Genomic DNA, 23806 nt, shown 5'->3' with positions numbered 1-23806 from the left:
GTAAAATGACTGATTTAGTTAGCTATAGTCTGATTGGGTGGATTACCGATAGAAACTTAAAAATTATATTTGGTTCGCTGATAATTATAATATTAATCACAGCTGTTGCAATTGGGGTTGATTTCTTAATCCGTAAAACACTGCTAAGTTATGTTAACCATAGTTTAGCAAAATCACGCTATTTATTCCTGCGCCTATTTGTTGAGTATCATGTACTAAATTCAGCGGCACTCTTGATTTTTGGACTCGTTTTTGTTTTTGGTAGTTTTTTGCTGGTTGATAATAATAACCCACTTTCACTAAGTATAGCAACGGTCGTGCTAAAAAGTGCCAATCTTTTTAATCTTTATATACTTACACTATCTATTAATCGGATTATTTTTGCGCTTCATGACTACTACCAACAAGTTTCCAAGCGTGATGATAAATCCACTTGGCATAGCTATATTAAGATCTTTAGCTTCTTCACTTGGTTATTAGTTACAATTCTGGCAATCGCCTATATTTTTGGACAATCACCAACTACGATTTTAACTGGTCTTGGAGCTTTGTCGGCAATTGTTTTACTAATTTTTCGTGATACTTTTCTTGGGATTGTTGCCAGCATTCAGGCAAATGCAAGCTCAATGGTTCGGGTCGGTGATTGGATAACTATAGATAAACTTGATATTGATGGAGTAATTGAAGATATTTCAATCAATATCGTTAGAATTAGAAACTCTGACAATACAATCTCGACAACCCCAACCCATAACCTCACCTCATATACAGTAAAAAATTGGGAGTATATGTTTAATTCAGGTGGACGAAAATTTAAACAAATTATTTTTATTTCGACAGAAAGTATTAAATTTAATGAATCTACTACAGACACCAATCTGGGCAGCTATCGCAAGCATATTAATGAATACTTGAAAAACAATCAGGCGTTAAACCATGAATTCAAATATCAAATAATATTAAAAGGTGTAACATCCTTCGGAGTTGAACTAGAAATAAGTGCTTTTACAAAAGCCACATCAGGTATCAAACATGAAGAGGTAAAAGCACAAATTACAGCATATTCTTTAGCAAGTCTGGCTCAATTTCAACTAAAACCAGCCAAGGCAGAAAATTGATATTTCCACCTATTTTCTCACAAGCCTAGATTAATCCTGACCTACTAGGTAGTTAAGCACATTAGCACTAATAAGGTTGGCAGCATTAATGCAGTCATTAATCCCGACCCCATGAAAGGCATTTCCGGTAATAAATAATCCTAGATGAGAAGCTACACTACTTTCAATCTCATTAACCAAATCGCAATGCCCCACTCCATATTCAGGAATCGCCTGTTCATGACGATAAATTGTTTCAGTTTGTGGCGCAAATTTAATATCCAAAATTGTTTCATACGATTCTCTAACCACTAAGCTAATTTGCTCATCGGTATATTTTATCAAATTAGGATGTCTTGCACCACCAAGCATTGAGCGAAGCAAAATTGAATCGTCTGGTGCTCGATTCGGGAAAATCGACGAATCCCATAAAGTACCCAAAACCGGAATTGTTTCATCCCGAGCAAGTAGATAGCCAAAACCATCTAGATCATCTTTAACTCTAGTCTTTTCGTAAGAACTACAAACTACAATTAATGGTGCGTACTTTATTCGCGCTAGGCTATTAGCAAGATTACTATCTAGATCAGTAAAAACTTGGCTAGCACTATATGCTGGAAGTGCACTAATAACAATATCCGCAGAAATTTTATTATTCTCTTTATCAATAAGAGTATAACTACCATCTTGATTTTTAATAAGACTACAAATTTCGCCATTAAGAATATTCTCTTTACCTATATGACTCGCCAAACTATCAGTAAGAGTCTGTAAGCCATTTACAAATGAAGTAAGTTTACCGCCCGGACCCGTGGCTGAAGCGGGAGCACTTTCCTCATCCTCATTTTTACGTGCTTTCGCAATTTGGCGCATAGCTTTTATTAAACTACCATATTGCTGCTCCAGTTGATAAATACGAGGAAAGCATGCTTTTAGCGACATGGTTTCAGGATTACCCGCAAAAATCCCGCTTGCCATTGGTGCAATCAATTTATCTAATGCTTCCTGTCCTAACCTGCGCCTGGCAAATGCAGCCAAAGTTTCATCTTTCTTTTCGGCATATTTTTTGATAAATGGTTCTGCCAAAATTCTGAATCTGCCAGTTATACTTAATAAACCACTAAGGAAAAACTTCAACGGATTTTCTGCCAAGCGATAAAGTTTTCCATTTGAATAAATGAATCTTTTCCGAGCGCTATCATTACTTACCAAAAGCTTATCACTTATACCCAGCTCTTCACATAGCTCCAAGGTCAAAGGCTTATTATCGAGAAATCCATTTGGACCCCATTCGTGAAGAGCCCCTTTATTTAATATCGATTTAACTTTACCACCAGTAACAGCTTCTTTTTCAATTACCTTCACATCAGCATTAATCCCTGCTGCCGCGATTTTCTTCTGGACATAGTAAGCAGTTGTTAAACCGGATATTCCACCACCAATTATAACTATTTTCATAATTAACCTTATTTACGAATTATATTATTTATTAGACATCTTTCATAACCAATTATTTTGCTCTTAGACTAGGAATAAAGGCTTTGAGAAACGGAATGTACACGTAAGTACATGAGTATCGCAAAAGGCTTTATGACAACGAATAAGAGTTAAAGAAGCAGGTTAGGAAAGAGGTCTATTAATTTCAATATTTTGCCAGTCAATCGGAACACTTATACCATCTTTTTGCCATTTAGCCTTGATAATGTCACGAACGGGTAAATTGGTATTAGAAATATCCGTTGCCGAGCTAAAATTAAATCCATCACCGCCATTAAGTAAAAAATCAATAGTAGCAACACTATAAACCGCATCTTTATTTAATGGACTTCCATCAACAAACACTTGCGCTATTTTACCATTTTTAGCTAGAAGCACCCTAACTCCAGCAAAAACAGCTAATTGCGTCTGCCCCTGAGGTAAACTATGTTCAATCAGTTTTAATAACTCCTTCCCTGAGATATTAAGCGTAACCAGTGTATTATCAAAAGGTAGCGTTTCATAAAGCATACTATAATTTATAGCACCAGCGGGGAGGCTACGACGAACCCCGTAAGTATTTTGTATCCCAATCTGAGTTTTCGCATATTTGCGCATCTCATCAGCAATGGTATAGGTAAGGTTGATATTATAAAAGCCATTCGCTGGCTGGTTAGACAAATCAACTTTAGAAGTACTAATTAGCTGATTCAAAGTTGCCTCATTTTCTTTATAGTACTTAGCAATAATCTGATTCACAACCGGATCATCGGCAACATCTTTGGTCGCTGTTGAGAGATTGATTAATTCTGGGCTAACCTTACATTCAGAAGTAGTATGACAATCATAATGTAATACCCCAAGGTCAATCCCCTGACTAGCACCTTGTACTACTGCAACACCATTAAGGAATCCAGATACAGCCTGATGACTATGCCCAGATAAAATCGCACTGATACCTTTTACTTTTTTACTAACATAATCAATTTCACTCGTCCCAAGTTTCTGATTTTTGTTATAACTAATCTTTCCTCCTGATTCCATTTGGCTTGGAATATGGGTTAATAAAATTATTGTATCCGGTTTACCATAAGGATTTGCCTTTGAATTTAAAAAGTTTACCCATGGATTTGCTGCTAATGCAGGATTAGTAAATTCTAGTCCAGAAATATTTTTAGTTGCCGTAGTATCAGGTGTTTCCAAAGTTGCCAAACCAATAAAAGCAACCCTTCGTCCATTCTTTAAGGTTTTCTCAGCATATGGCGTAGTAGAAGCAAATATTGACCCTGTATTAGTTTCTATAATATTGCTAGCCAAATATTTAAAATTGATATTACTTTCCCAATATGTAAAGGCTGATTGTCCATAATCAAAATCATGATTACCAACCGCTGAATAGCTGACACCAATATGATTAAAAAATTCATTGGCTACAGCTCCGCGCGACAAGTTAGAAATAGCAGTCCCCTGATAATTATCACCACCAAGGACAATGATTGTATTTGGATGTGATTGCTGATAGTCCTTTAGAAAGGTGCTAATCTTAGCTGCGCCAGGCTTATTTTTTAATGGTTGCATCTGTCCATGAAAATCATTTAAAAGTAAAACTGTAATATCATCGTCTGCATAACTAAAATTGCTAACTAATATTACGCAGGCAATCCCAAATATTTTTTTAAATGACATTATTTCCCCCTTAATTTATTTTTTTGCAAGTAATGACTGACCATCAGTATAAGATAATTTATTAATTAGTAACTGGCTAAGGATATTAATTATTGCCAGTCCCCAAAAAGTAAAATGAAATGCTTCAATACTAAAAGCAGTATTCATTATCTGGTTAAATAGATGTAGCATACCCGCAGCAACAATTACGCCAAGTGAAGTCCCTAGTTGCTGCCAGGTCGCAGCAAGGCTTACCGCCGCACCATAATCAACACTCTCAACTTCAGTATAATAAAGTATATTTAAGCTCATAAACTGTGCAGAAGCAAATACACCATTTAAAAATAAAACTAGGTAAAGAAACCAGCCGATATGTCCAACTACGCCAAGCAAGGCAAGCGCTATCATACTACCCAGATTAGCATAAGTTAGTGTCCGGCGAAAGCCGTAAGCTTCAAGTGCTTTTCTAACAATATTTCGCGAAGCCAAGACCCCAAAAGACATAAAAATCAGAATAACTCCAGCATCAAGTGCATTCAAATGAAAAGTTAGTTCAAGGAAAATCGCCAAAATAAATGCCCGACCACCCAAAGCAGCACGAACGATAATTGTCGAAAAAAATGAGATATTAAATGTTCTTAGTCTAAATAAGCGATAGCGGATAACTGGATGGCGCGAGCTACGTTCAATCAAGAAATAGATGACACCAGAGAATAAAGCAATCGCTAAAAGTTTCCATTTAAAAGCACCAGCAACTTCTGGCATCAGAAATAGATCCAGCCAAAATGAACCACAGGCAATAAAAAGAGCAAGAAAAATGTAGGCATACAAATTAAATTTCTGCTGTTTTTCGCGATAATTATTGATATATTTAATGGTAGCATAAAAAGCCATTAGCCCAAGTGGAATATTTACCCAAAATATAAACCGCCAATTAAAATAGGTTACCAGATAACCACCAATTACTGGCGCCAATATTGGTCCCAAAACTACTGGCATTCCCATTATAGTGTAGGCTTTTACCATCTCTTCTTTACTAAAGATCTTTAGCATCAATAGTCTTGCTACAGGAACCATAAAAGCTCCAGCTATCCCCTGTAATAACCGGAAAACAATCAGCCACTTGAGTGAAGAGGTTAAGCCGCAAGCTATTGACATCAAGGTAAATAGACAATTAGAGAAAATCAAAATGTTTTTGGTTCCATAGCGATCTGAAATCCAACCACTAATAGGAATAAATACCGATAATCCGATAAGATAACTCGTAACCGCAAGCTTTAGCGCAAACACATTCGTATTAAATACCTGCACCATCTGGGGAATTGCGACATTCAAGATATGCGCATCTATATTCTCCATCAACAGTAATGATGCAACTACCACCAAGCCAATTACTTGAGTAGATGTATAGTCACGAAACTTTAACGCCATAAAAGTTATTTACCTTTTACACAAGCAGTTGCTGGTAATTCTAAAGCTATCCCGGAAGGATAACCGCGATAATTAACCTTTGCATTAGTTGCTATATAATTGAGAAATCCTTTATTTCCACAACCAAGTCGCTGACTAAATTCTTCCCAATTATCAGTTTGCGGATTTGACCATCCAGCTTCAGCAATTCCAGATAGTTTTGGCAATAACATATACCATAGGTGCTCTTGCCCCGGCACCAATTCAGTCCATAATGCTCCCTCAACACCAGTAAAAGTTTTGTACTCAGCTTTTAATGGTGCTACCTGCCGCCCCAACATAAATGTCTTCCAAGTATCAACGTATGGAGTCGACCAGTATAAACCAGGTTCCATAAATTTTTGACTATAGCGAATATCTAGATAGGCATAATCAGCAAAGTCAGCAACTACCGGATATTCTTGCTCAAGAAGCTGTTTTGCCATCTCCATCCCAGACACCCCATTCCTATTTTCAACAGGAATCCATGCCCAAATATGTCCGACATGATCAGGCTTAATAACATTTTCACCAATCGTACCATCATCATTCTGTACCATCTGTTGCCAGCCTGAAATCTTATAATCATCAAGATTTGCAGATAACTTCATAAAAAATTCCTGACTGACAGTAGCCACAGACGCAGACTCAGGATATGCACCCAGTGGAACTTCATCGCCAGAAAGACTTATCTCATGACTGATATTATTAGCAACAAACTGCCCACTAAACAAATTTGCGACATCAGTAGTAATACCATTAATGGTACTGGTAAAGGATTCATCTGCCCCATACTTATATACAGGTAGAACATTATCATTATATCCCCCGGTTAAATATGAAACTGGTTTTGAAAAATCATATAACTTGGGTAATGCTTTTTTAAGGCTTCTGGCATGACTTGGCATTTCAATTTCAGGAATGATTTTAACTCCTTGTAAATTAGCATAACTAATTAAATCAAGAATTGCCTGCGTAGTATAAATTCCCTGATACTGAGTTGCTGCATTTTCATATTGTAGTTTTTGCGTATTAGTAATATCAAAATTGCCATCAATAAGATTAGATGGTCCTATTTTGTAGCCTTGATATCTTATGCCAGATTGTCTGGTTAATTCTGGATATTTGCTTAATGCAATGCGCCATGCCTCATCATCAGCTAAATGCAAATGTAGCGTATTTAGTTTATGCATTGCCATAACATCAATTATCTGTTTTATCTGTGCAGTTGTAAAATAGTGTCTGGCAACATCAAGCATCAATCCGCGGTATTTATATTCTGGATAATCAATAATTTCTTGAAATGGCAAGCTTTTACCATAAAAATGAAATAACTGCAACAAACTTTGATAACCATAAAATAAACCAGGAGTATCAATCGCGTATAAATTAATACCTTGAGGTTTAATCTCCAAACGATATCCCTCAGGATTATCATTCAACTTCTCACACTCCACAGGATGCGCATTACAATTAAAGATATTTAGACTTGATTTTGCATTATCTGAATTGGCAATACCCTCACCATGCTCAAGAGAATTCTGTATCTGGCGCAATACATAATATGCACCCGCCGAATTACCAAAGCTATTACTAACTTTAATCTGTGACTCTAAATTTAGAAAGCCTTTACCATACATAACCTGTTGCGGTAATGGTACTAAAGGTGAGATAGGCGCAATATTCCCATGCCAGCGTTCTTTGATTATATTAGTTTCAACATTAACTACTGTAGATTCATTATAAAATCTAGTATCATATTCTTTTACCACTAAGGGTGTAACACGAGACTGCTCTAACAAGAAAAAACTCTGTGGCATCATCGAAATATTTTTGGGAATACTTTTTAACCCTTGAATACGAACCTGGTAATTATGACCTTTATTTAATTCAAACTTACTAGCAGGCTTCAAAATAGTAATATGCCCACTTGTAAAGTCTTGAGATTCAACCCCTTTAAGTGAATTCGGAACAGGATTACGATCCAACTGCAAATTGCCACACTGTAATGAGCTCACATCACAAATCTGCATTTGTATCTGATATCCTGGCTTGCTCAAAACCTGTAGCATAAAAAAGCCAAGCTTCCAGTCTGTTATATTTTTTGCTGCCTGTAAATCAAATTTGCTACTAAAGCTGTTACCGGACTCGGGGTAATTGCTACTTTAGTTATAGTTGCAGGGAAACTAATTGTTTCCGCATATACTCCTCCAGAGCAAAAAATTATAGCTCCACACAGTGTAAACACTCGGTACAAACGCATTTTTACTCTCCCTACAACTCACGTAACCAACAGACATCATTAACCATATTCTGATAATAAATAATGGCAAAGAAATTTCTTTGCCATTATTTTATCTTAAAGTCCTGCTAATGAATCATTTAATAATCCCTAGCTGTCAATTTCTATTCCTTTTTCGCAAATAATTTATGCCCAAAATATAATAAAAGAAAGAATAATAAAGACGCATAGGTCATAATAAAATCTAAAACTTTTGAGTTATCGGGCAAGGTCTGATACTGGGCAATTACCACATACGCAATCACAAGCATTGACACTACCTGAGCAAAGGGATAAAACTTAGCCTTAAATTTAAGAATCGATACCCCACCTAATGCAGGCAAATACTTCCTTCTGAACATATAATGGCTCAATGCGATACCAAACCAAGCAATAAACCCACAAAGAGAAGAAACTTGGACGATATAGTTAAAGAAAACCCCATTACCGACAAAAGAAGAAACAAATACTAATGCCCCAACTAAAGCCGTAGCAATAAGTGCTGGCATTGGTACGCCACGACTATTCACACTTTTAAACAAAGATGGTACTTCTCCACGCTGTCCCATATACCATAAAATCCGGCTAGCAGAATACATACTAGCATTCGCAGCTGAAACAATTGCTAATAAAATTACAAGATTCATGATATCTGCCGCCCCACTTCCTAGGAATTTACTAAAAATCAGGGTATATGGACTAGCTTTTAAACTACCACTGGTATCGGCAAGCATTGGATCATTATATGGCAATAACAGCGTTATCACGCCAATTGACAAGATATAGAATAAAGTTAACCGCCAAAACACCATCTTGATTGCTCGTGGTATAGCTCTTTCCGGCTCTTTGGTTTCACCTGACGCAACCCCAACCAATTCAGTTCCTTGAAAAGAAAACCCAGCAAATAGAAAGACTGAGACAAACCCAAGCCACCCCTTATGAAATGGGGCATCACCAACATGCCAATTATGAGTGCCGAGATTTGGTTGCTGAAAAACTGTCAAAAAGCCAAGTAAAATAAATACAATAATTACCGCAACTTTGATAAATGACAACCAATACTCTGTCTCACCATAAACCTTGACTGAGAATATATTAGCAAAAAATATCAAAAAGTATAGCCCGAATAGGAAAATATTTGGATTCATATGCGGAAACCAAAAACTGATCACCGTAGTTGCGGCTGAAATTTCTGCAGCAATGGTAATTGCCCAGTTAAACCAATAATTAACACTCATGGCAAAACCAAATGATGGGCTGACATAAGTAGCAGAATATTCACAAAAAGACCCTGAACTTGGCTTATAAGTACTCATTTCGCCAAGACTAGTCATAAGAAAATAAACAATAACAGATATCAGAGCATAAGCAAGTAATGCTCCACCAGGTCCGGCAGTGTTAATTGAATTACCACTTGTTAAAAAAATACCGGTACCAATTGATCCACCGATCGCAATCATATTAATATGGCGCGCTTCTAATCTTTTTTCTAAATGAGCCATGATAAAATTCCTGAATGAATAATAAATTACAATACAATTATTTGCATAAATACAACAATATTAAATATAAAAACAATTATCTGGAACAAAAAACCACGGAATCGTAGAAGTAAGAATTTAAAAATAGAGTAGTAGGACACGTATCAATCATAATAAAAACCCCTAGATAAACTCAAGTATTCCATACCTGAGAAAAAAACACTGCTTTTAAAGCCCCATAATTACGCGACAAAGTTAATTGCTGCATAGTAAATCCAAAATTAGAGATACGTCAATTGTAGCATATCTGTTTTTTTCGATAATTGTTTAAATGATATTTTTTCTTGTGCACCTGCTCACTAAATAAAAAACTTTGGCTCCCTCAGCAACTTTCCCGCCACTCACAGATATAAATCCATGTTAAAATATGCTTATCACCGGGGTGCTGGCATTAATAATGTTAGCTGAGAAATACCCTTTAAACCTGATCAGGTTAGTACCTGCGCAAGGGAGAGTGTTGCTTCAACCTAAAAATAGCACCTTTCCCTTATAAGATGTTTAACGCTTATAAGGACTTCATAATGTCAAATCGTCTCACTTTATCCGAAACTATTTTTATTTGTATTCTAGCAAGTAGCCTTGGGATTGCTTGGTGGGCTTACTCATTTGCCTACAATATCATCTCGCCAGTACTGAAACCACTAGGAATCAGCGGCTTACTGGAGGGGTTTTGGCATATGGGGGGAATCTTTTTTGGCTATATAATTCGTAAACCGGGAAGTGCGCTACTTGGCGAAACTATCGCCGCAACAGTAGAAGGATTAATTTCACAATGGGGTATTTCAGCTGTTATTTCGGGGGCTTGTCAAGGACTACCCGTAGAAATATTATTTCTTATTTGCCGCTATAAAGTATCCAGTAAATCGATTTGTGCTCTAGGTGGTGTAGTCTCTGCAATCGGTGGCTATCTAGTTACTTACTACTGGTTTGGCTATGGTGAACTAAGTTTAAAATATAATCTATTAAACCTAGGGTGTAATATTATTTCTGCGGCAATAATCGGTGGCTTACTATCAAGATATCTTGCCAATCAGCTAGCTAAAGCAGGAGTTCTTAATCAATATCGCATTAGCCATGACCAAGACTAACGTTTTCTATTTGAAAGATTTCTCGTTTCAATATCCATTTAGCAAACAGAAGATTGAAATAAATGGTGAGTTAGCGATCCATCATGGTGAATGCATTTTACTCAAAGGCGCGTCAGGAAGTGGAAAATCAACACTTCTAATGGCACTCAAAGGTCTGATCCCGCATTTGATTCATGGAAAAATCACTGGCGAGATCCTATTCCATAATAAAAGCATAAGGGCTATCTCAGCAGAAGAATCATTAAAAATTGGCTATCTCCAACAAAACCCGGATAGCCAGTTAATTTGCCATACAGTTTTTGATGAACTTGCCTTTGGGCTTGAAAATCTATCTACCCCACGCGAGAAAATAATTCAGCTAGTAACTGATATTAGCCAGAAATTTGCGGTTTCTCACTTACTAGAGAGAAGTGTTAAAAGCCTATCTGGTGGACAAAAACAGATCATTAATCTTTTAGCTATCCTACTTCTTGAACCAGAAGTATTACTCCTTGACGAGCCAACCGCATTTCTCGATCCAGATTCAGCTTATAAACTGGTTAATTTGATAAAAGAACATATAGCGGATAAAGTTGTAGTAATCATCGAACATAACTATCACTATTTTCAGCCCTTGGTAAACCGAGTAATCAACATCGATATAAATGGAAATATTCATGAAGAGAAATTGAATGATGAAGATTGGAATCAGAGTCTCCCTGTGATAAATCCACTGCCATTTAATCTAGAGCATAAAACATTATTAAAGATAGACAATCTTAATTTCAACTATGATAATTCTGAAATATTACTGGAAAAGATAAATCTGGATATTGGCAAGGGTGAAATTATCGGCATAATTGGTAAAAATGGTGCAGGTAAATCCACATTATTTAAGCTTATTTGTGGGATTATTCCTAGCAAAAATCAAATTATATATAATAGTCAGCCAGTTGGAAAAATCGCTAAAAAACAATTATGGAACGATATTAGCCTATTATGGCAAAATCCAGAATCACATTTTATCCATAATGCGGTTGAAATGGAGTTAAATGGAAATCTTGAACTAGCAACAGAGCTAGGTTTAGATAAGCACCTAAAAAATAATCCATTTTGCTTATCCGAAGGACAAAAGCGCAGACTTTCACTGGGTATTATATTAAATAAAAAGCCACAACTATTGTTACTTGATGAACCAACCTTCGGACAAGATCTGAAGAATAAGCAAATCCTTGGAAATATACTGGTGAAAATTGCAAACGAGGGAACTAGCTTATTAATTATTAGCCATGATCCAGATTTTCTAAGAAGTATCACTAAAAAAACATATCAGTTAGTTAATAAAAGCCTAGAGCCATGCATAATTTAAAATTTAATCAGCTAAATTACCTTATCATCCCCATTATATTGTTGCTTGCAACAGCACTTTATTCGACTTATCAGGAATATTTATTTTGCCTCTTAATCGCAGTGGGTAACTTACTATTATTAACTAGAGAAATTCACTGGAAAAAACTACTCCTATTTTGCTTATGTCTAAGCCCAGCGATCGGAGCAAGTTATCTAACTGGACATCTATTTACAGCTAACAATGATGCAGAAATAAGTCATATGAATGCGCTTAATCTGTGTATCCGACTTTTTACTATTACCATGATTTCCTTTGCATTTATGATCCACATGCCTAAAGAAAAAATCATGCTTGAATTAATGCAAAGAAAAATATTACCTGTAGCCATTGGCTTTGGCTTACTCTCTACCCTAAATGCATTTAGTCATTTTGCCGATGAGTTTAGACGCATTCAGATCGCATATCAAATGCGTTACCAACGAAGCTTCTATTCGCCAAAAATTATCCTCCCACTACTAGTGGCAAGTGCTCGCTACGCCCAAAATGTTAGTATTAGCATGTTTAATCGCGGATTAAATAAAAAGCGTACGTATAGTCATGAAACCAATAAATTCAAGTTCTTAGATTATCTCATTCTGGGATTAAATTTAATATTTTTAGTTGCATATAGATTTTTGATTTATTTAACATAGATCAGATCATTAGCCCTACTTACATTACTCGGGATGTTATTCCTTTCTGAAAAGCTATTGGCACGTATCCTCATCCATTGCTTCGTTTAAACACAAATTCAATATCAGTAACTTTACGATTTTCCTTATGCTCAATTAACTCAATAATCATGTCAGAGCGTAAATTTATCTCACTAATAGCGACATTAAGAACCTTCCGCTTAAAATTACTATATATTTGATAAGTCTTTGGTTCTATCCCCAGCATTTCCTTGATTTGTTCAAGGTTAAATCTAATTCCAGAGGTATTTTTATCAAGGCTGGTAAGGATAATGTCGTAAATTAATGTTGAATAACTAGAAGTAAAACTGGCTGAATATTTCCAACGTTCACCAATGTATTGTTGCTTAATGTAGAGGATAAATGGAATTAGCCGATAACTAAGTTCAATTGCAACTTGCCTAGTATTACGATTGTAGGTATAAGCAGAAATAAAAGTTGTGCTTTCAAGATTATCAATCTCACCATCTTTAGCCAATTGTTTGGTAGTTAGGGTACGATTACAAAAATCTTCAAGCAAATCAAGCAACTCATTATGAGAAACCCCAGGAATAAAGCGCTTCAAAATCCCGAGATTGCTATTTATCATCTTATTTTGTTGATTGATAAATAAATTATTATCATTCACTTTGACATGCTTCATGATGAATGCCATCAAAGTTATATGTGCTGGAGTGGGGAGATATTTATAACTAGAAACCGTAACACCATCGGGATGGGTTACTTCACGAATTGCGGCTAACATATTATTATCTTTTTGTCCAAATAAAAATACAAATTTAACTATTACTTACTGTATAATGTTGGTATCTGATACTTATCAGCTTCAGTTGGTATCCGTTAAGCGAATACCAAATAACTTAATCTATTTATGGTATTATATCACAAAAGCACGAAGCAGATATACTTAGCATAACGCACTGTTTTACATAGATACGAATAACCACAAAAAAATAAAGTATCACTTAGATAAACAATAGTATCCGTACTATTTCATTTTACATTTAGGAAGATTTTTTAAAATGCAGCAAGCAGATTTATTGTCCCTGTATTCATTCATGATCGCCTCGCGTGAATCAGATATTGTAGAAGCCGAACTAGTTAATAGTGGTGAAGCAAACTTTCTGGCATCAAGCAAAGGGCATGAAGGAAGCGTAATAATTGCCCCATTTTTACAAAAAAGTGACTGGCTTCATTGTCATTATCGCGATAAGGCATTAATGCTCGCACGTGGGATAAGCAATGAGATGTTCCTCTATAGCGCACTATGCAAGGCTGAATCGCATTCAGCAGGTCGCCAAATGGTTTCACACATGAGTGCGCCAGAATTAAATGTATTAAGTCTGGTTGGACCTGTTGGTAATAATGCTCTTCAAGCCACAGGTATTGCCTACGCAATAAAAGAGGAAAGTGATAATCCACTTATCTATTGTTCGGTAGGTGATGGAACCTCACAGCAAGGCGAAGTTCTTGAAGCAATAGCTGAAGCAAAACGTAGTAATCTTCCGGTATTATTTTTTATCCACAATAATAATCTAGCAATATCCACTAGAACTGAAGGGAAAACCTTTTTCTCACGCCCGGATGGTTTTGTAGATTCTTTTTATGATATTCCAATTACTTATATTAATGGTAGTAATGCCCTCGCAGAAGTAGCTAAGGCAGAAACAGTAATCAAAGAAATTAGGACAAACCGAACACCACAAATAATAGTATTTAATGTAGATAGACTGGATAACCACTCAAATGCTGATGATCAAAGATTATATCGCGATGATGCCGAGCTTGAATTAAGTCAGGATCAAGATCCACTAAATCTTGCACAAAAATATCTGCTAGAAAATGGATTTAGCATAGAAGAAATAGAAACTGCTAAAAAACAAGCCATCAAACAAGTTAGAGATTCAATTGATGTAGCACGCGCGGGCACAGACCCGGTTAGTGAATTTGGTGCCGAATTACCTTTAAATGAAGCAGTAAAAAACCCTCGCAATGAGTACCGTGGTGACTTCAATAGTGAAGAGCGCTTTACAATGCTTGAAGCAATGCGTCAGGTATTTAATGAACAACTAGCTAATGACCCGAATGTTTGCCTTCTAGGTGAAGACATTGAAGATGGCAAGGGTGATGTATTTGGTATTACCCGTGGACTTTCAACAAAATATCCGGGCAGAGTTATCAATTCAGCATTAAGTGAATCGACTATAGCTGGAATGGCGACTGGACTTGCCCTAGCTGGCAAAAAACCAGTAGCATTTATTCAATTTGCTGACTTCCTGCCAATTGCCTATAATCAAATCATGGCAGAAATGGCAACTATGTATTGGCGCACGAATGGTGGCTGGCAATGTCCAGTGATCGTATTTGCAGCCTGTGGTGCATATCGCCCTGGACTTGGACCGTTCCATTCACAAACCAATGAAGCAACTTTTGCCCATATTCCAGGTTTAGATGTTTATATGCCATCAAATGCTGCCGATGCAGCGGGTATGCTTAATGCGGCTTTTAAATCAGGACGCCCAAGCCTCTTTTTATATCCTAAAAAACTACTAAATAATGGTAGTAATGAAGATACGACCTCAAAAGATGTCGCTAAACAACTGGTAACTATCAGTAAGGCGCGGATAGTTAAAACTGGTAAAGACCTGACCCTAGTTGGCTGGGGCAATACCGTATCACTATGTTTACAAGTTGCCGAAGCTCTTGAACAAGTTGGGAGCGAAGTTGAAGTAATTGATTTACGGACAATTAAACCATACGATAAGCAAACACTTCTAATGTCAGCTGAAAAAACAGGTAAGTTAATCGTTAGCCATGAAGACAATCTTACTTGTGGTGTTGGTGGTGATATATTGGCAACTATTGCTGAATATGCCAAAAAGCCAGTTAAATTACGCCGTGTAACCCGTGGGGACACCTACGTACCATGTAATTTTCCTAATCAGTTAGATGTGTTACCATCTTTTGAGAAAATTCTTACTGCTTCAGCCGAACTCCTTGATCTAAATCTGGAATGGCAAAGCGAAGAAAGTGAAGATAAATCATTACTAACAGTAGAAGTTATTGGCACTAGCCCATCGGATGAGAGCGTACAGATCAATGAAATTCATGTAAAAATTGGTGACGAAGTTAATTCTGGAGATGTACTAGTAGATGTTGAAGCTAGTAAGTCAGCAGGAGAAATCCTTGCTCCATGTAAAGGGATTGTCGAAGAAATTTGCGTTGAAGTCGGTGAAAAAGCCATGGTTGGTGGAGCGTTACTAAAACTACGCATCAATGAAAATCTAGTAAAAGCAACCAATAAGCCGAAAAAGCCAATTTTAAGCCGGAAAATTGGAGAATCAGCCGCTTCAGACACTCAGTATGTAGCTCGCTCAAAAACTACAATTGTAGGCATGACTAAACCTTATTTCAAAACTGGCTCAAGAGTAGTTACTAATGAGGAACTTTTGCCAAATTTCCCTGAATTTACTAATGATGATCTGATTCAGCGGACAGGGATTCACCAGCGCTGCTGGTTTGCTGAAGGTGAAACAGCCGTAGGGCTCGCTACGGATGCAGCCTGTGAAGCTTTAGAAGCCAATAAACTAGGCTTGCATAATATTGATCTAATTATCTGCGCAACGTGTAGCCCAGAACAATTGCAATCACCATCAGTATCTTGTCTGGTACTTAATGAATTAAATAAAATCTACGGTGAGCAAAACATACCTGCGTACGATATAAATGCGGCATGTAGTGGCTACATCTATGCTCTACAACTAGCACAAGATTTCTTACGTACACGCCCACAATCGCGAGTATTACTAATAACGGCAGAAGCATTATCGCAACGAATCAAGCCAGATGATTTTGAAACAGCATTTTTATTTGCAGATGCTGCAACAGCTACAATTATTTGTGGTGAAGATAATTTGGATGAATGCATGGCAGAATTAAACCAGATCTATATTGGCTCGGATGCAGAAGACGGTAGTATTCTAAATATCCCAACAGATACATCTGCGGGGATAACTATGCAAGGTAAAAAACTCTTTAGTGTCGCGGTTAAAACTATGTCAATGGCAATCCATAAATGTTGTCAGCTGGCAAATCGCGATGTTGGTTCAATCAATCTAGTCGTGCCACATCAGGCAAATCAGCGAATCTTAAGTGCTGTTGAAAGTCGGCTGAAACTGCCACACGGCATCATGTTTAGTAATATTGCTAATTATGGGAATACTTCTTCGTGCACGATTCCGATTGCGTTAAGTGAGGCTCTGGCTGAAAACAAACACCAAAAACAAATTGCACTATGTGCATTTGGTGCTGGTTTTACTGCTGGCGCTGCCCTACTCACCCAAAGGGCATAAATAAAAAAGCTGCATAAATTGCAGTTTTTTTATTAAGTTCATTAAGAGATAAAGTTAAATTAATTCCCGGGGCACCAAGGCTGTACCGGTGTAACTACACTACTAAAAAACTGTGTCATATATGAGCTATTCCAGATTTTCAGGAAAATATTATCAATATCCAATGCAAACTCTGGATTATTAGTTACAAAAATCGAGTAGTCACGAGTATTATTAAAATAACTTTGGGCAAGATTTCCAGTTCCAATCCAAACATTTTTACCATCTACAACCATAAATTTGGCGTGATCAACTGCTGAATATGGAACGCACACACCACCAATAGTTTGAGGAAACGTTGAATAGCGAATGGTAACATTTGGAATTTTCATCATTGTTAAGAGAAATTGATTATCATAATTCATCATCTGCCCCTCTTGAAATTCCCAATTGGACATCATCATATTAACCTGAACCCCACGTCTAGCAGCCTTTATCAAGGCATCCTGAAGAAGCAACCAATATCCCGGTGGATTCCCGTAAGGATTATAATTTTGAATCACCATCGCTTGGATATCCACATAATTTACCGCATTATTAATCAGGTTAATGATATTATCAATTTCTGATGGTACACCACTATAATTTGGCGAGGTTGCAACAAATAAATTACCATTTGGCATTGCCGGAACCGCGGTAGCTGGGTCATAATTGGCGCCATTATTAAAATCGGTATTAAATACCATTGCTAATTGACTTGCCAGTATTTTATTGCTAGTTATCCCACCTAATTCATGGTTAAGCTCAAAGGCAATCCAGTCAAAATTTTGACTACCAATAAAAAAGCTCTGATTATCGACTAAAACCATTTTGGCATGGACAATACCGCCACCATTATAATTATCAAAGAAGTTATTAAATACAATCCGCACATTTGGTGAACTCTCAAGGATATTTAAGCCATTAGCCAGAGATGAAGCAGCCATACTAGACTCAACTACGATTCGGATTGGGATACCTTGATTTGCCTTATTAAGCAGATTTTGCATGATATCTTGCTCAAAAGGTGTTCCCGCGAGATTATTGAAATAATACGCTTCGACATCAATACTTTTAGTTGCTGAATTAATAAGTTACCCAATTGCTACAGCTGGATTTGTCGCCTCAGGACTTAGCTGAATATTAGTCATCTCTGGAACGGTCTCTACAATTGCTACCGATTTACTAGTAGCGGCTGACGAACTACTGCTACTACCTGAGCTACAGGCATATAATCCAAACAAAGATAAAAGTAAAATAGAAGCAATTCGTTTAATTGTCATGACAAATACCTTTTGTAAAATTTGACCAAAATCAATTAATTGGAAGAGTAAATTTCCATAAATCATTCAGATAACCATTGGCACTTTCTGCATTACCCTTCCCGCCAAAAATCCATAGATTACCGTTTGCATCAACCCAGCCAACCGAATCCATTCGCGCTCCGGGATAATTTGTGGCACCTGACATACCTAAAGAACCATATGTAGAATAAGCATTACTTTCATTACTTCCGCTTAGCCATGTCCATTGATTATTACTCGGGTTATATGACCATAAATCATTTAGTAAACCTTTATCATTCGAGCTATAACCATCGGCAGCAAACATTAACAATTTACTACTATTAGCTGCCCAAGCAATTGGAACACGGTGCTCACGAGCGCCGGGAATCGTATTTGGCGTTGAAATACCAAGCATTCCATATGTTCCATAGCTATTCGCCATATTATTGCCACTCATCCATGTCCAGCGATTAGTTAGCGGTTCATACTTCCATAAATCATTTAGTAGACCTCTGGTACCAATACCATCAAAGCCAGACCCACCAAATAACCACATAGTACCATTACTTTCATACCAGCTAATCGCATCAATTCTCGAGCCTGGCTGACTATTTGTACTGCTAATCCCTTGAATATTATAGATCCCGGGGTTATTTAGTGTACTTTCACCACTCATCCATGTCCATTGGTTAGTATTAATGTCATATTTCCACAAATCATTAAAATCATTAAGTGTAGTTAAATCATTTGAACCACCAAATAACCACAGATTATCAGTATTATCAGCCCACCCGATAGGTCCAAGCCTAGCAGCAGGAGAATTGAGTGAACTACTAACCCCTTGTATTCCGTAAATACCAGTTTCGCCGGGCTCTTTACTACCATTTACCCATGTCCATAATTTGGTTGAAGGATTAAACTTCCATAGATCATTAAGTGCACCCGGAATACCTGCTTCGCCATTACCAAAACCACCAAATAGCCAGAAATTACCTTGTGAATCACGCCAACTAACCGCGCCCAATCTTGCCCCGGGAATATTAGTAGATGCTGCAACACCTTGAACCCCATAAACACCATAGGCATTGGTTTGATTTGAGCCACCCTGCCACGTCCAAGTTTTATTATTAGGATTATACTCCCAAAGATCATTTAAATTTCCGCTATTACCACTAGCTGCATAGCCTGAACCACCAAATAGCCAAAAATTTCCGTCATTGTCAACCCAGCTAACTGCAATATAACGAGCACCGGGAAGATTACTACTTGCTGAAATCCCCAAAGAACCATAAGTACCATATGAGTTTACCTGATTGCTACCACCAACCCAGCTCCATCCCGAAGATGTGCTGGTTGAGCTGCTACTCCCAGATCCACAAGCAATTAACAAGATACTTGTATTTAATAATAAAAATAGCGTTTTTAATTTCATTATAATCCCCTATAGCATCAGATGATTAATAGTTAATAGTTGCAACATATCCATAATCCACGACTGGATCGCCAGCCTGATAAAGTCCAAGGATATAATTCTCATAAACTGTATTGGCAGAAGTCCACGACGAACCCGGAAAGTAATTATAACCAACCCAAGTAGGAGTAGCAAAGCTACCATCAGAATTACGCTTTATATTTGCAAATGCCGGGCTAGTTTTTTGTCCTAAGTATTCCCAATCGGCAGCAAGATTATATCCACCACTACCATCTCCAGTTATACCTTCAAAATGTGTTCCGACCTGATTTGCTGGCAGATTATTGTAATTTAGAGTAGTAAAATTACTTACCTTATGACTTATCGAATCCCAATCGGTAATAAAACCAATATTGGTACCACCTGCTGTGGCATCACTATAGCCACCAGCAATGGTATAACTAGTGCCACCGTTATACCAAATACCATAGGCAGTCATTGTGCCAGTATCTCCGGGAGTTGGCTCCAAAGTATAATAGGTATCGGTATTAATATCATAGATAAAAGCTTTTCCTTTTTCTTTTGTGGTATTATAGTTCCCAACAACAATACCACCCATGGTACTATGTCCTAGGGTATTAATAATAGATTCTGAGGTAAGACTTGCAGGAAAAAGCGTTTTATAGCCATCAATAGTAGAACCATCAGCAGCTCCGATATAGAGTAAACCTTGCTGGGCTATTGGTCCACTTTCTAATGTAGTATAGCTACCAACTACAACAACCTGACCATATCCATTATTATCAGGTCCGTAGAGGGAAGTACTAGTAACTGTACGTCCCGGAGCTGAAGGAAAATTAAATTCGCTACAATTACCACCACCCAGTACCGAGCCTTTATATAAAAAGGCATGGCTACTTCCATATTGGACATATACGCCAGTAACATAGACTAATGATTCCTGTCCATAAACCTGCCTTACTCCTGAGACGCCAGGAAATGAAACGTTCACTGTATTTGGGCAATAAAAATGATTATAACTAACTCCTGCTGAAGAGCTAGAACTATTACTACCACCACTACCACATCCCGTGATAATTAAGCTTGCAAGTAAAGCTATTAGTCCACTTCTTAGAAGATTTCTACTTTTCATAATGAATAATTTCCATAAAAATAGATTTGATTAACCAAGGTATCTTAGCATAACTATTTGGCAATTAGAATATCCTAATTGGTAAAATAATCAAAATAAGTATCTGAAAGCGCTGTCATTAATCGAAGGGTAAATTTCATAACATTCTTACCTTCTTTTATTTCTTCAGAAAAATTATGGATATCCGCATTGCCAAGATAATAATAGTCACTACCTTCATTGTCGCTTTTTTTCAAAAAAATCATTATTGAAAGATTATTTTGCTGATAATTTATAATCCGCTCTACCTCTGTAGAAATAATTTTCCCATAGGGGCGCGAATACCAGATTAGATCGTGATTATTCAAAAAAACATTATCGTACTTAGCATTCATCCGATTCGGAGAAAGCTTATTATAGGTAATAAAAATCGGCACACAGCCAGCAATGATCCGATAGCCATAGATTGAAGTTTCCATTGACAAGCTTACATTTAAAAGCCGTACCAACTCTTTACGCGAATATTTGCGATAAAGGATAAAATCATTATTTTTCTCTAGTTCCTTATAACCAGTGAAATATGATAAGCCTAGTACTAAAGTTTGCAGCACTATTGACTTGAAGGCTAAATCCTGAAGACTCTCTACAAAATCATTACTCAACTTCAAAGAATCACCGGAATCAATCAAACTTAGTTTATATTTTTTTTGTAGTGCTGCACTAGTCTCAAGCGTTAGTATCTTACGAATTGCTGCGCGTTTTTCTTCACTATATAAAACGCCATATTTTTGAATTAGATTCTGATAAATTATATTCTCATCCGTATTTGCATTAACAAGCTGAAATAGCACGTATAGCTCATCTGGACGCGCAGCAAAGAGTAATTCTTGCGTAATATAATCAAGATAGTAAAGCTGATTCACCGTAAATACTTCTGAAATACCATCATGATACTTTAATAATTCGTAGTAGTTATTGAATAAAACTCTACTTGACTTACCTTGGTAGCGAAAAATAATTTTGGGATCAATCGAGTTATATGTCCTAAAATCAATTAATTCTGGTATCCGGTTTAGTTTTCTCTTTAATTCAAGATACTTTTTGCTGATAAACTTACGATTAATCTGGATATTATTGATTGAAGCATAGATCTGATCTCTGGCAACTTTATCAAAAGATACTGTTGCATTTAGCGGGATCATCGTGTTTGCTTCACTGATAAACGAACGTAACTCTTCCCGATCATATGAGTTATTCCCAGATAAGGCAACGGGAATCAAAAAACTCCCAGTATAATTACCAATAAAATCGATAATAACACAATAGTCTTTATCTTGATTTTTGCGTAATCCACGACCTATTTGCTGGGTAAAAACAATTGCCGACTGAGTTGGGCGCAATAAGACAATCTGATTTACGCTTGGTACATCAACCCCTTCATTGAAAACATCAACAGTAAAAATATAATCAAGATATTCTTGCTTTATACCATCCTGATTGGTATAGCCATTTTCAAGAAGCCTGATTGCACGTTCACGAAAACTATCACTATCACTACCGCTAATGCTAACAGTTTTATAGCCACGAAGGTTAAATAACCGAGAAAGCTCATCGGCTTCAGTAACTCGTGAAGTAAAGACTAGCCCACGTACCTTATCACGCCCACCATGACCATATTTATCAAGCTGGTTGATAATATGCGATACCCGATTATTGTAATCAATCCGGTTAAAATCGCTATAATCCTCAAGATAATTACTATCAATCATTAGTTCAGATATTCCAAAATAATGAAAAGGACAAACCAGCTGCTCTTCTAGTGCCTCATTAAGCCTTATTTCATAAGCAATATTATGCTCAAATAACCGATAAATATCAAAATCATCATTCCGTTCTGGAGTAGCTGTCATACCAAGAAGAAAGGCTGGGGTAAAATAATCAAGAATCTTTTGATAACCAAGAGCTCCTGCTCGGTGAACTTCATCAATTATGATGTAATCAAAATGATTTCTATTAAATTTTAGTAGATATTCTTCTTTTTGCAGAGTCTGCATTGAAGCAAAAATAAAATCTGGATAAAACTCTTTGCTGTCACCAGTCAATTTACCGTAATCTAACCCGGGAAAGATAGTTAGATATGCTTTTATTGCTAGATTAAGGATACTCTCACGATGGACGATAAATAAAAGACGTTTTGCTCCAGATGCTTTTACATCAAAAGCACTAAGATATGTTTTGCCACTACCTGTTGCAGAAATGATCAATGCTTTGCTTATTCCTTTTAGTCGAAACTCAGTAAGAACATTAAGAGCACGCTTCTGCATCGTATTAGGCAATGGAGTTTTTTCGAAAGAAACTCCGGCTGTAGCCTCACTAGATTCTAATTTTTTATATACTTGACGATAATTATCAAGGATTTCAGTAGCCAAAAGCTGTGATTCACCATAAGCCTGCTGGTAAAGAGCCATAATTTGTGATGTAACTAGACTATCCCCTACGTATTCGGCGTAAAGATTTGCTTCAAGATTTGACCGCAATGCACTATTAGTAAGATTTGAGCTACCAATAATACATCTATAATCCCCATTATTACTTTTTACTAGATAAAGCTTGGGATGATAACCCTTAATATTGGCTACCCTTAATTCAATACCAGCAAATCTTGATAAAAATTCAAAAACTCTTGGATTGTTAAAATTATTCATAAACCCGCTAATAATAACTATTCGTATTTTTTTATCGAGTAATTCTTGTAGCTGATGCAATATAAGATATAACCCATCCATAGTAATAAAAGCAACCATGATTACCACTTCTGCAACATCATTACTTTTTAGTAAATTACTTAGCTTGGAAAATACATATTTCTTTTGCGCTGGTTGATTGATTAAAATTTCCTGCTGATTCATAGATACTTAAAAAAATTGATTTAATTTAGTTATTATAACT

At 36.7% G+C, this 23806-nt stretch carries 17 protein-coding genes and 1 riboswitch; of the genes, 5 read left to right on the top strand and 12 right to left on the bottom strand.

All coding sequences use genetic code 11. The features are described 5' to 3' along the window. The first annotated feature begins 5 nt into the window (after positions 1–5). The gene (locus CUN60_RS05235; protein ID WP_102951021.1) at positions 6–1118 is read left to right on the top strand and encodes a mechanosensitive ion channel family protein; all 1113 of its coding nucleotides are present in this window, start codon (positions 6–8) and stop codon (positions 1116–1118) included. A 30-nt stretch (positions 1119–1148) separates the two neighbouring features. Here the strand turns inward: CUN60_RS05235 and hemG are convergent, their stop codons facing one another. From hemG to CUN60_RS05210, 6 genes are all read right to left on the bottom strand, one after another. Then, complete coding sequence (gene hemG / locus CUN60_RS05230; RefSeq protein WP_222593303.1) at positions 1149–2555, bottom strand: protoporphyrinogen oxidase; 1407 nt, start codon at positions 2553–2555, stop codon at positions 1149–1151. Between the two features lie 162 nt (positions 2556–2717). After that, on the bottom strand, positions 2718–4259 hold the full coding sequence (locus tag CUN60_RS05225; RefSeq protein ID WP_102951019.1) for a bifunctional metallophosphatase/5'-nucleotidase: 1542 nt from the start codon (positions 4257–4259) through the stop codon (positions 2718–2720). 15 nt (positions 4260–4274) lie between these two features. Continuing rightward, on the bottom strand, positions 4275–5669 hold the full coding sequence (locus CUN60_RS05220; RefSeq protein WP_102951018.1) for an MFS transporter: 1395 nt from the start codon (positions 5667–5669) through the stop codon (positions 4275–4277). 5 nt (positions 5670–5674) lie between these two features. Then, positions 5675–7759, bottom strand: coding sequence for a family 20 glycosylhydrolase (locus CUN60_RS05215; protein WP_102951017.1), 2085 nt, complete (start codon positions 7757–7759; stop codon positions 5675–5677). Between the two features lie 23 nt (positions 7760–7782). Beyond that, a complete protein-coding gene (locus tag CUN60_RS12895; RefSeq protein WP_158649298.1) occupies positions 7783–7950 on the bottom strand; it encodes a hypothetical protein in 168 nt (55 codons plus the stop codon). Between the two features lie 143 nt (positions 7951–8093). After that, on the bottom strand, positions 8094–9470 hold the full coding sequence (locus CUN60_RS05210; RefSeq protein ID WP_222593302.1) for an amino acid permease: 1377 nt from the start codon (positions 9468–9470) through the stop codon (positions 8094–8096). A 407-nt stretch (positions 9471–9877) separates the two neighbouring features. Continuing rightward, positions 9878–9980: riboswitch (TPP riboswitch) on the top strand. A gap of 50 nt (positions 9981–10030) precedes the next feature. Between CUN60_RS05210 and CUN60_RS05205 the strand changes: the two genes are divergently transcribed. Genes CUN60_RS05205 through CUN60_RS05195 form a run of 3 tightly spaced genes read left to right on the top strand, consistent with a single transcriptional unit; the run spans position 10031 to position 12619 of the window. Continuing rightward, a complete protein-coding gene (locus CUN60_RS05205) occupies positions 10031–10597 on the top strand; it encodes an ECF transporter S component (RefSeq protein WP_158649297.1) in 567 nt (188 codons plus the stop codon). Beyond that, positions 10584–11945: an ATP-binding cassette domain-containing protein gene (locus tag CUN60_RS05200; protein ID WP_102951014.1), complete on the top strand. Its 1362-nt coding sequence runs from the start codon at positions 10584–10586 to the stop codon at positions 11943–11945. The genes CUN60_RS05205 and CUN60_RS05200 overlap by 14 nt, the downstream gene beginning before the upstream one ends. Then, a complete protein-coding gene (locus CUN60_RS05195) occupies positions 11933–12619 on the top strand; it encodes an energy-coupling factor transporter transmembrane component T (protein WP_102951013.1) in 687 nt (228 codons plus the stop codon). The genes CUN60_RS05200 and CUN60_RS05195 overlap by 13 nt, the downstream gene beginning before the upstream one ends. Positions 12620–12689: 70 nt before the next feature. Here CUN60_RS05195 and CUN60_RS05190 read toward each other — a convergent pair whose 3' ends face one another. Then, complete coding sequence (locus tag CUN60_RS05190) at positions 12690–13403, bottom strand: replication initiation protein (RefSeq protein ID WP_102951012.1); 714 nt, start codon at positions 13401–13403, stop codon at positions 12690–12692. A gap of 277 nt (positions 13404–13680) precedes the next feature. On the opposite strand from CUN60_RS05190, the gene CUN60_RS05185 reads away from it, so the two are divergent. Beyond that, positions 13681–17010 carry a beta-ketoacyl-ACP synthase 3 gene (locus CUN60_RS05185; RefSeq protein WP_102951011.1) on the top strand — a complete coding sequence of 1110 codons (3330 nt, stop codon included), beginning with the start codon at positions 13681–13683 and terminating at the stop codon, positions 17008–17010. Between the two features lie 59 nt (positions 17011–17069). On the opposite strand, the gene CUN60_RS05180 is transcribed toward CUN60_RS05185, so the two are convergent. From CUN60_RS05180 to CUN60_RS05160, 5 genes are all read right to left on the bottom strand, one after another. After that, entirely contained in the window at positions 17070–18119 is a 1050-nt protein-coding gene (locus CUN60_RS05180; RefSeq protein ID WP_279639059.1) for a phospholipase D-like domain-containing protein, read from the bottom strand. A gap of 3 nt (positions 18120–18122) precedes the next feature. Beyond that, positions 18123–18311 (bottom strand): hypothetical protein, encoded by a 189-nt coding sequence (locus CUN60_RS05175; RefSeq protein WP_158649296.1) that lies wholly within the window; start codon positions 18309–18311, stop codon positions 18123–18125. Between the two features lie 31 nt (positions 18312–18342). After that, on the bottom strand, positions 18343–19746 hold the full coding sequence (locus tag CUN60_RS05170; RefSeq protein ID WP_102951008.1) for a Kelch repeat-containing protein: 1404 nt from the start codon (positions 19744–19746) through the stop codon (positions 18343–18345). 25 nt (positions 19747–19771) lie between these two features. Further along, complete coding sequence (locus CUN60_RS05165) at positions 19772–20878, bottom strand: hypothetical protein (RefSeq protein ID WP_102951007.1); 1107 nt, start codon at positions 20876–20878, stop codon at positions 19772–19774. Between the two features lie 74 nt (positions 20879–20952). Continuing rightward, positions 20953–23766, bottom strand: a complete 2814-nt coding sequence (locus CUN60_RS05160; RefSeq protein WP_102951006.1) for a DUF3427 domain-containing protein — start codon at positions 23764–23766, stop codon at positions 20953–20955. Positions 23767–23806 lie beyond the last annotated feature (40 nt).

Source organism: Aquella oligotrophica, assembly GCF_002892535.1.
In the GTDB taxonomy this organism is placed as follows: Bacteria; Pseudomonadota; Gammaproteobacteria; order Burkholderiales; family UBA11063; genus Aquella; species Aquella oligotrophica.
The sequence above is the reverse complement of the archived record's forward strand: the minus strand, read 5'-3'. Positions and strand labels throughout refer to the sequence as shown.

Bases quoted from the DNA above. Each gene is read 5' to 3' on its own strand.
- CUN60_RS05235 (WP_102951021.1), top strand. From the start codon at position 6: ATGACTGATTTAGTTAGCTATAGTCTGATTGGGTGGATTACCGATAGA.
- hemG (WP_222593303.1), bottom strand. From the start codon at position 2,555: ATGAAAATAGTTATAATTGGTGGTGGAATATCCGGTTTAACAACTGCT.
- CUN60_RS05225 (WP_102951019.1), bottom strand. From the start codon at position 4,259: ATGTCATTTAAAAAAATATTTGGGATTGCCTGCGTAATATTAGTTAGC.
- CUN60_RS05220 (WP_102951018.1), bottom strand. From the start codon at position 5,669: ATGGCGTTAAAGTTTCGTGACTATACATCTACTCAAGTAATTGGCTTG.
- CUN60_RS05215 (WP_102951017.1), bottom strand. From the start codon at position 7,759: ATGCTACAGGTTTTGAGCAAGCCAGGATATCAGATACAAATGCAGATT.
- CUN60_RS12895 (WP_158649298.1), bottom strand. From the start codon at position 7,950: ATGCGTTTGTACCGAGTGTTTACACTGTGTGGAGCTATAATTTTTTGC.
- CUN60_RS05210 (WP_222593302.1), bottom strand. From the start codon at position 9,470: ATGGCTCATTTAGAAAAAAGATTAGAAGCGCGCCATATTAATATGATT.
- CUN60_RS05205 (WP_158649297.1), top strand. From the start codon at position 10,031: ATGTCAAATCGTCTCACTTTATCCGAAACTATTTTTATTTGTATTCTA.
- CUN60_RS05200 (WP_102951014.1), top strand. From the start codon at position 10,584: ATGACCAAGACTAACGTTTTCTATTTGAAAGATTTCTCGTTTCAATAT.
- CUN60_RS05195 (WP_102951013.1), top strand. From the start codon at position 11,933: ATGCATAATTTAAAATTTAATCAGCTAAATTACCTTATCATCCCCATT.
- CUN60_RS05190 (WP_102951012.1), bottom strand. From the start codon at position 13,403: ATGTTAGCCGCAATTCGTGAAGTAACCCATCCCGATGGTGTTACGGTT.
- CUN60_RS05185 (WP_102951011.1), top strand. From the start codon at position 13,681: ATGCAGCAAGCAGATTTATTGTCCCTGTATTCATTCATGATCGCCTCG.
- CUN60_RS05175 (WP_158649296.1), bottom strand. From the start codon at position 18,311: ATGACAATTAAACGAATTGCTTCTATTTTACTTTTATCTTTGTTTGGA.
- CUN60_RS05170 (WP_102951008.1), bottom strand. From the start codon at position 19,746: ATGAAATTAAAAACGCTATTTTTATTATTAAATACAAGTATCTTGTTA.
- CUN60_RS05165 (WP_102951007.1), bottom strand. From the start codon at position 20,878: ATGAAAAGTAGAAATCTTCTAAGAAGTGGACTAATAGCTTTACTTGCA.
- CUN60_RS05160 (WP_102951006.1), bottom strand. From the start codon at position 23,766: ATGAATCAGCAGGAAATTTTAATCAATCAACCAGCGCAAAAGAAATAT.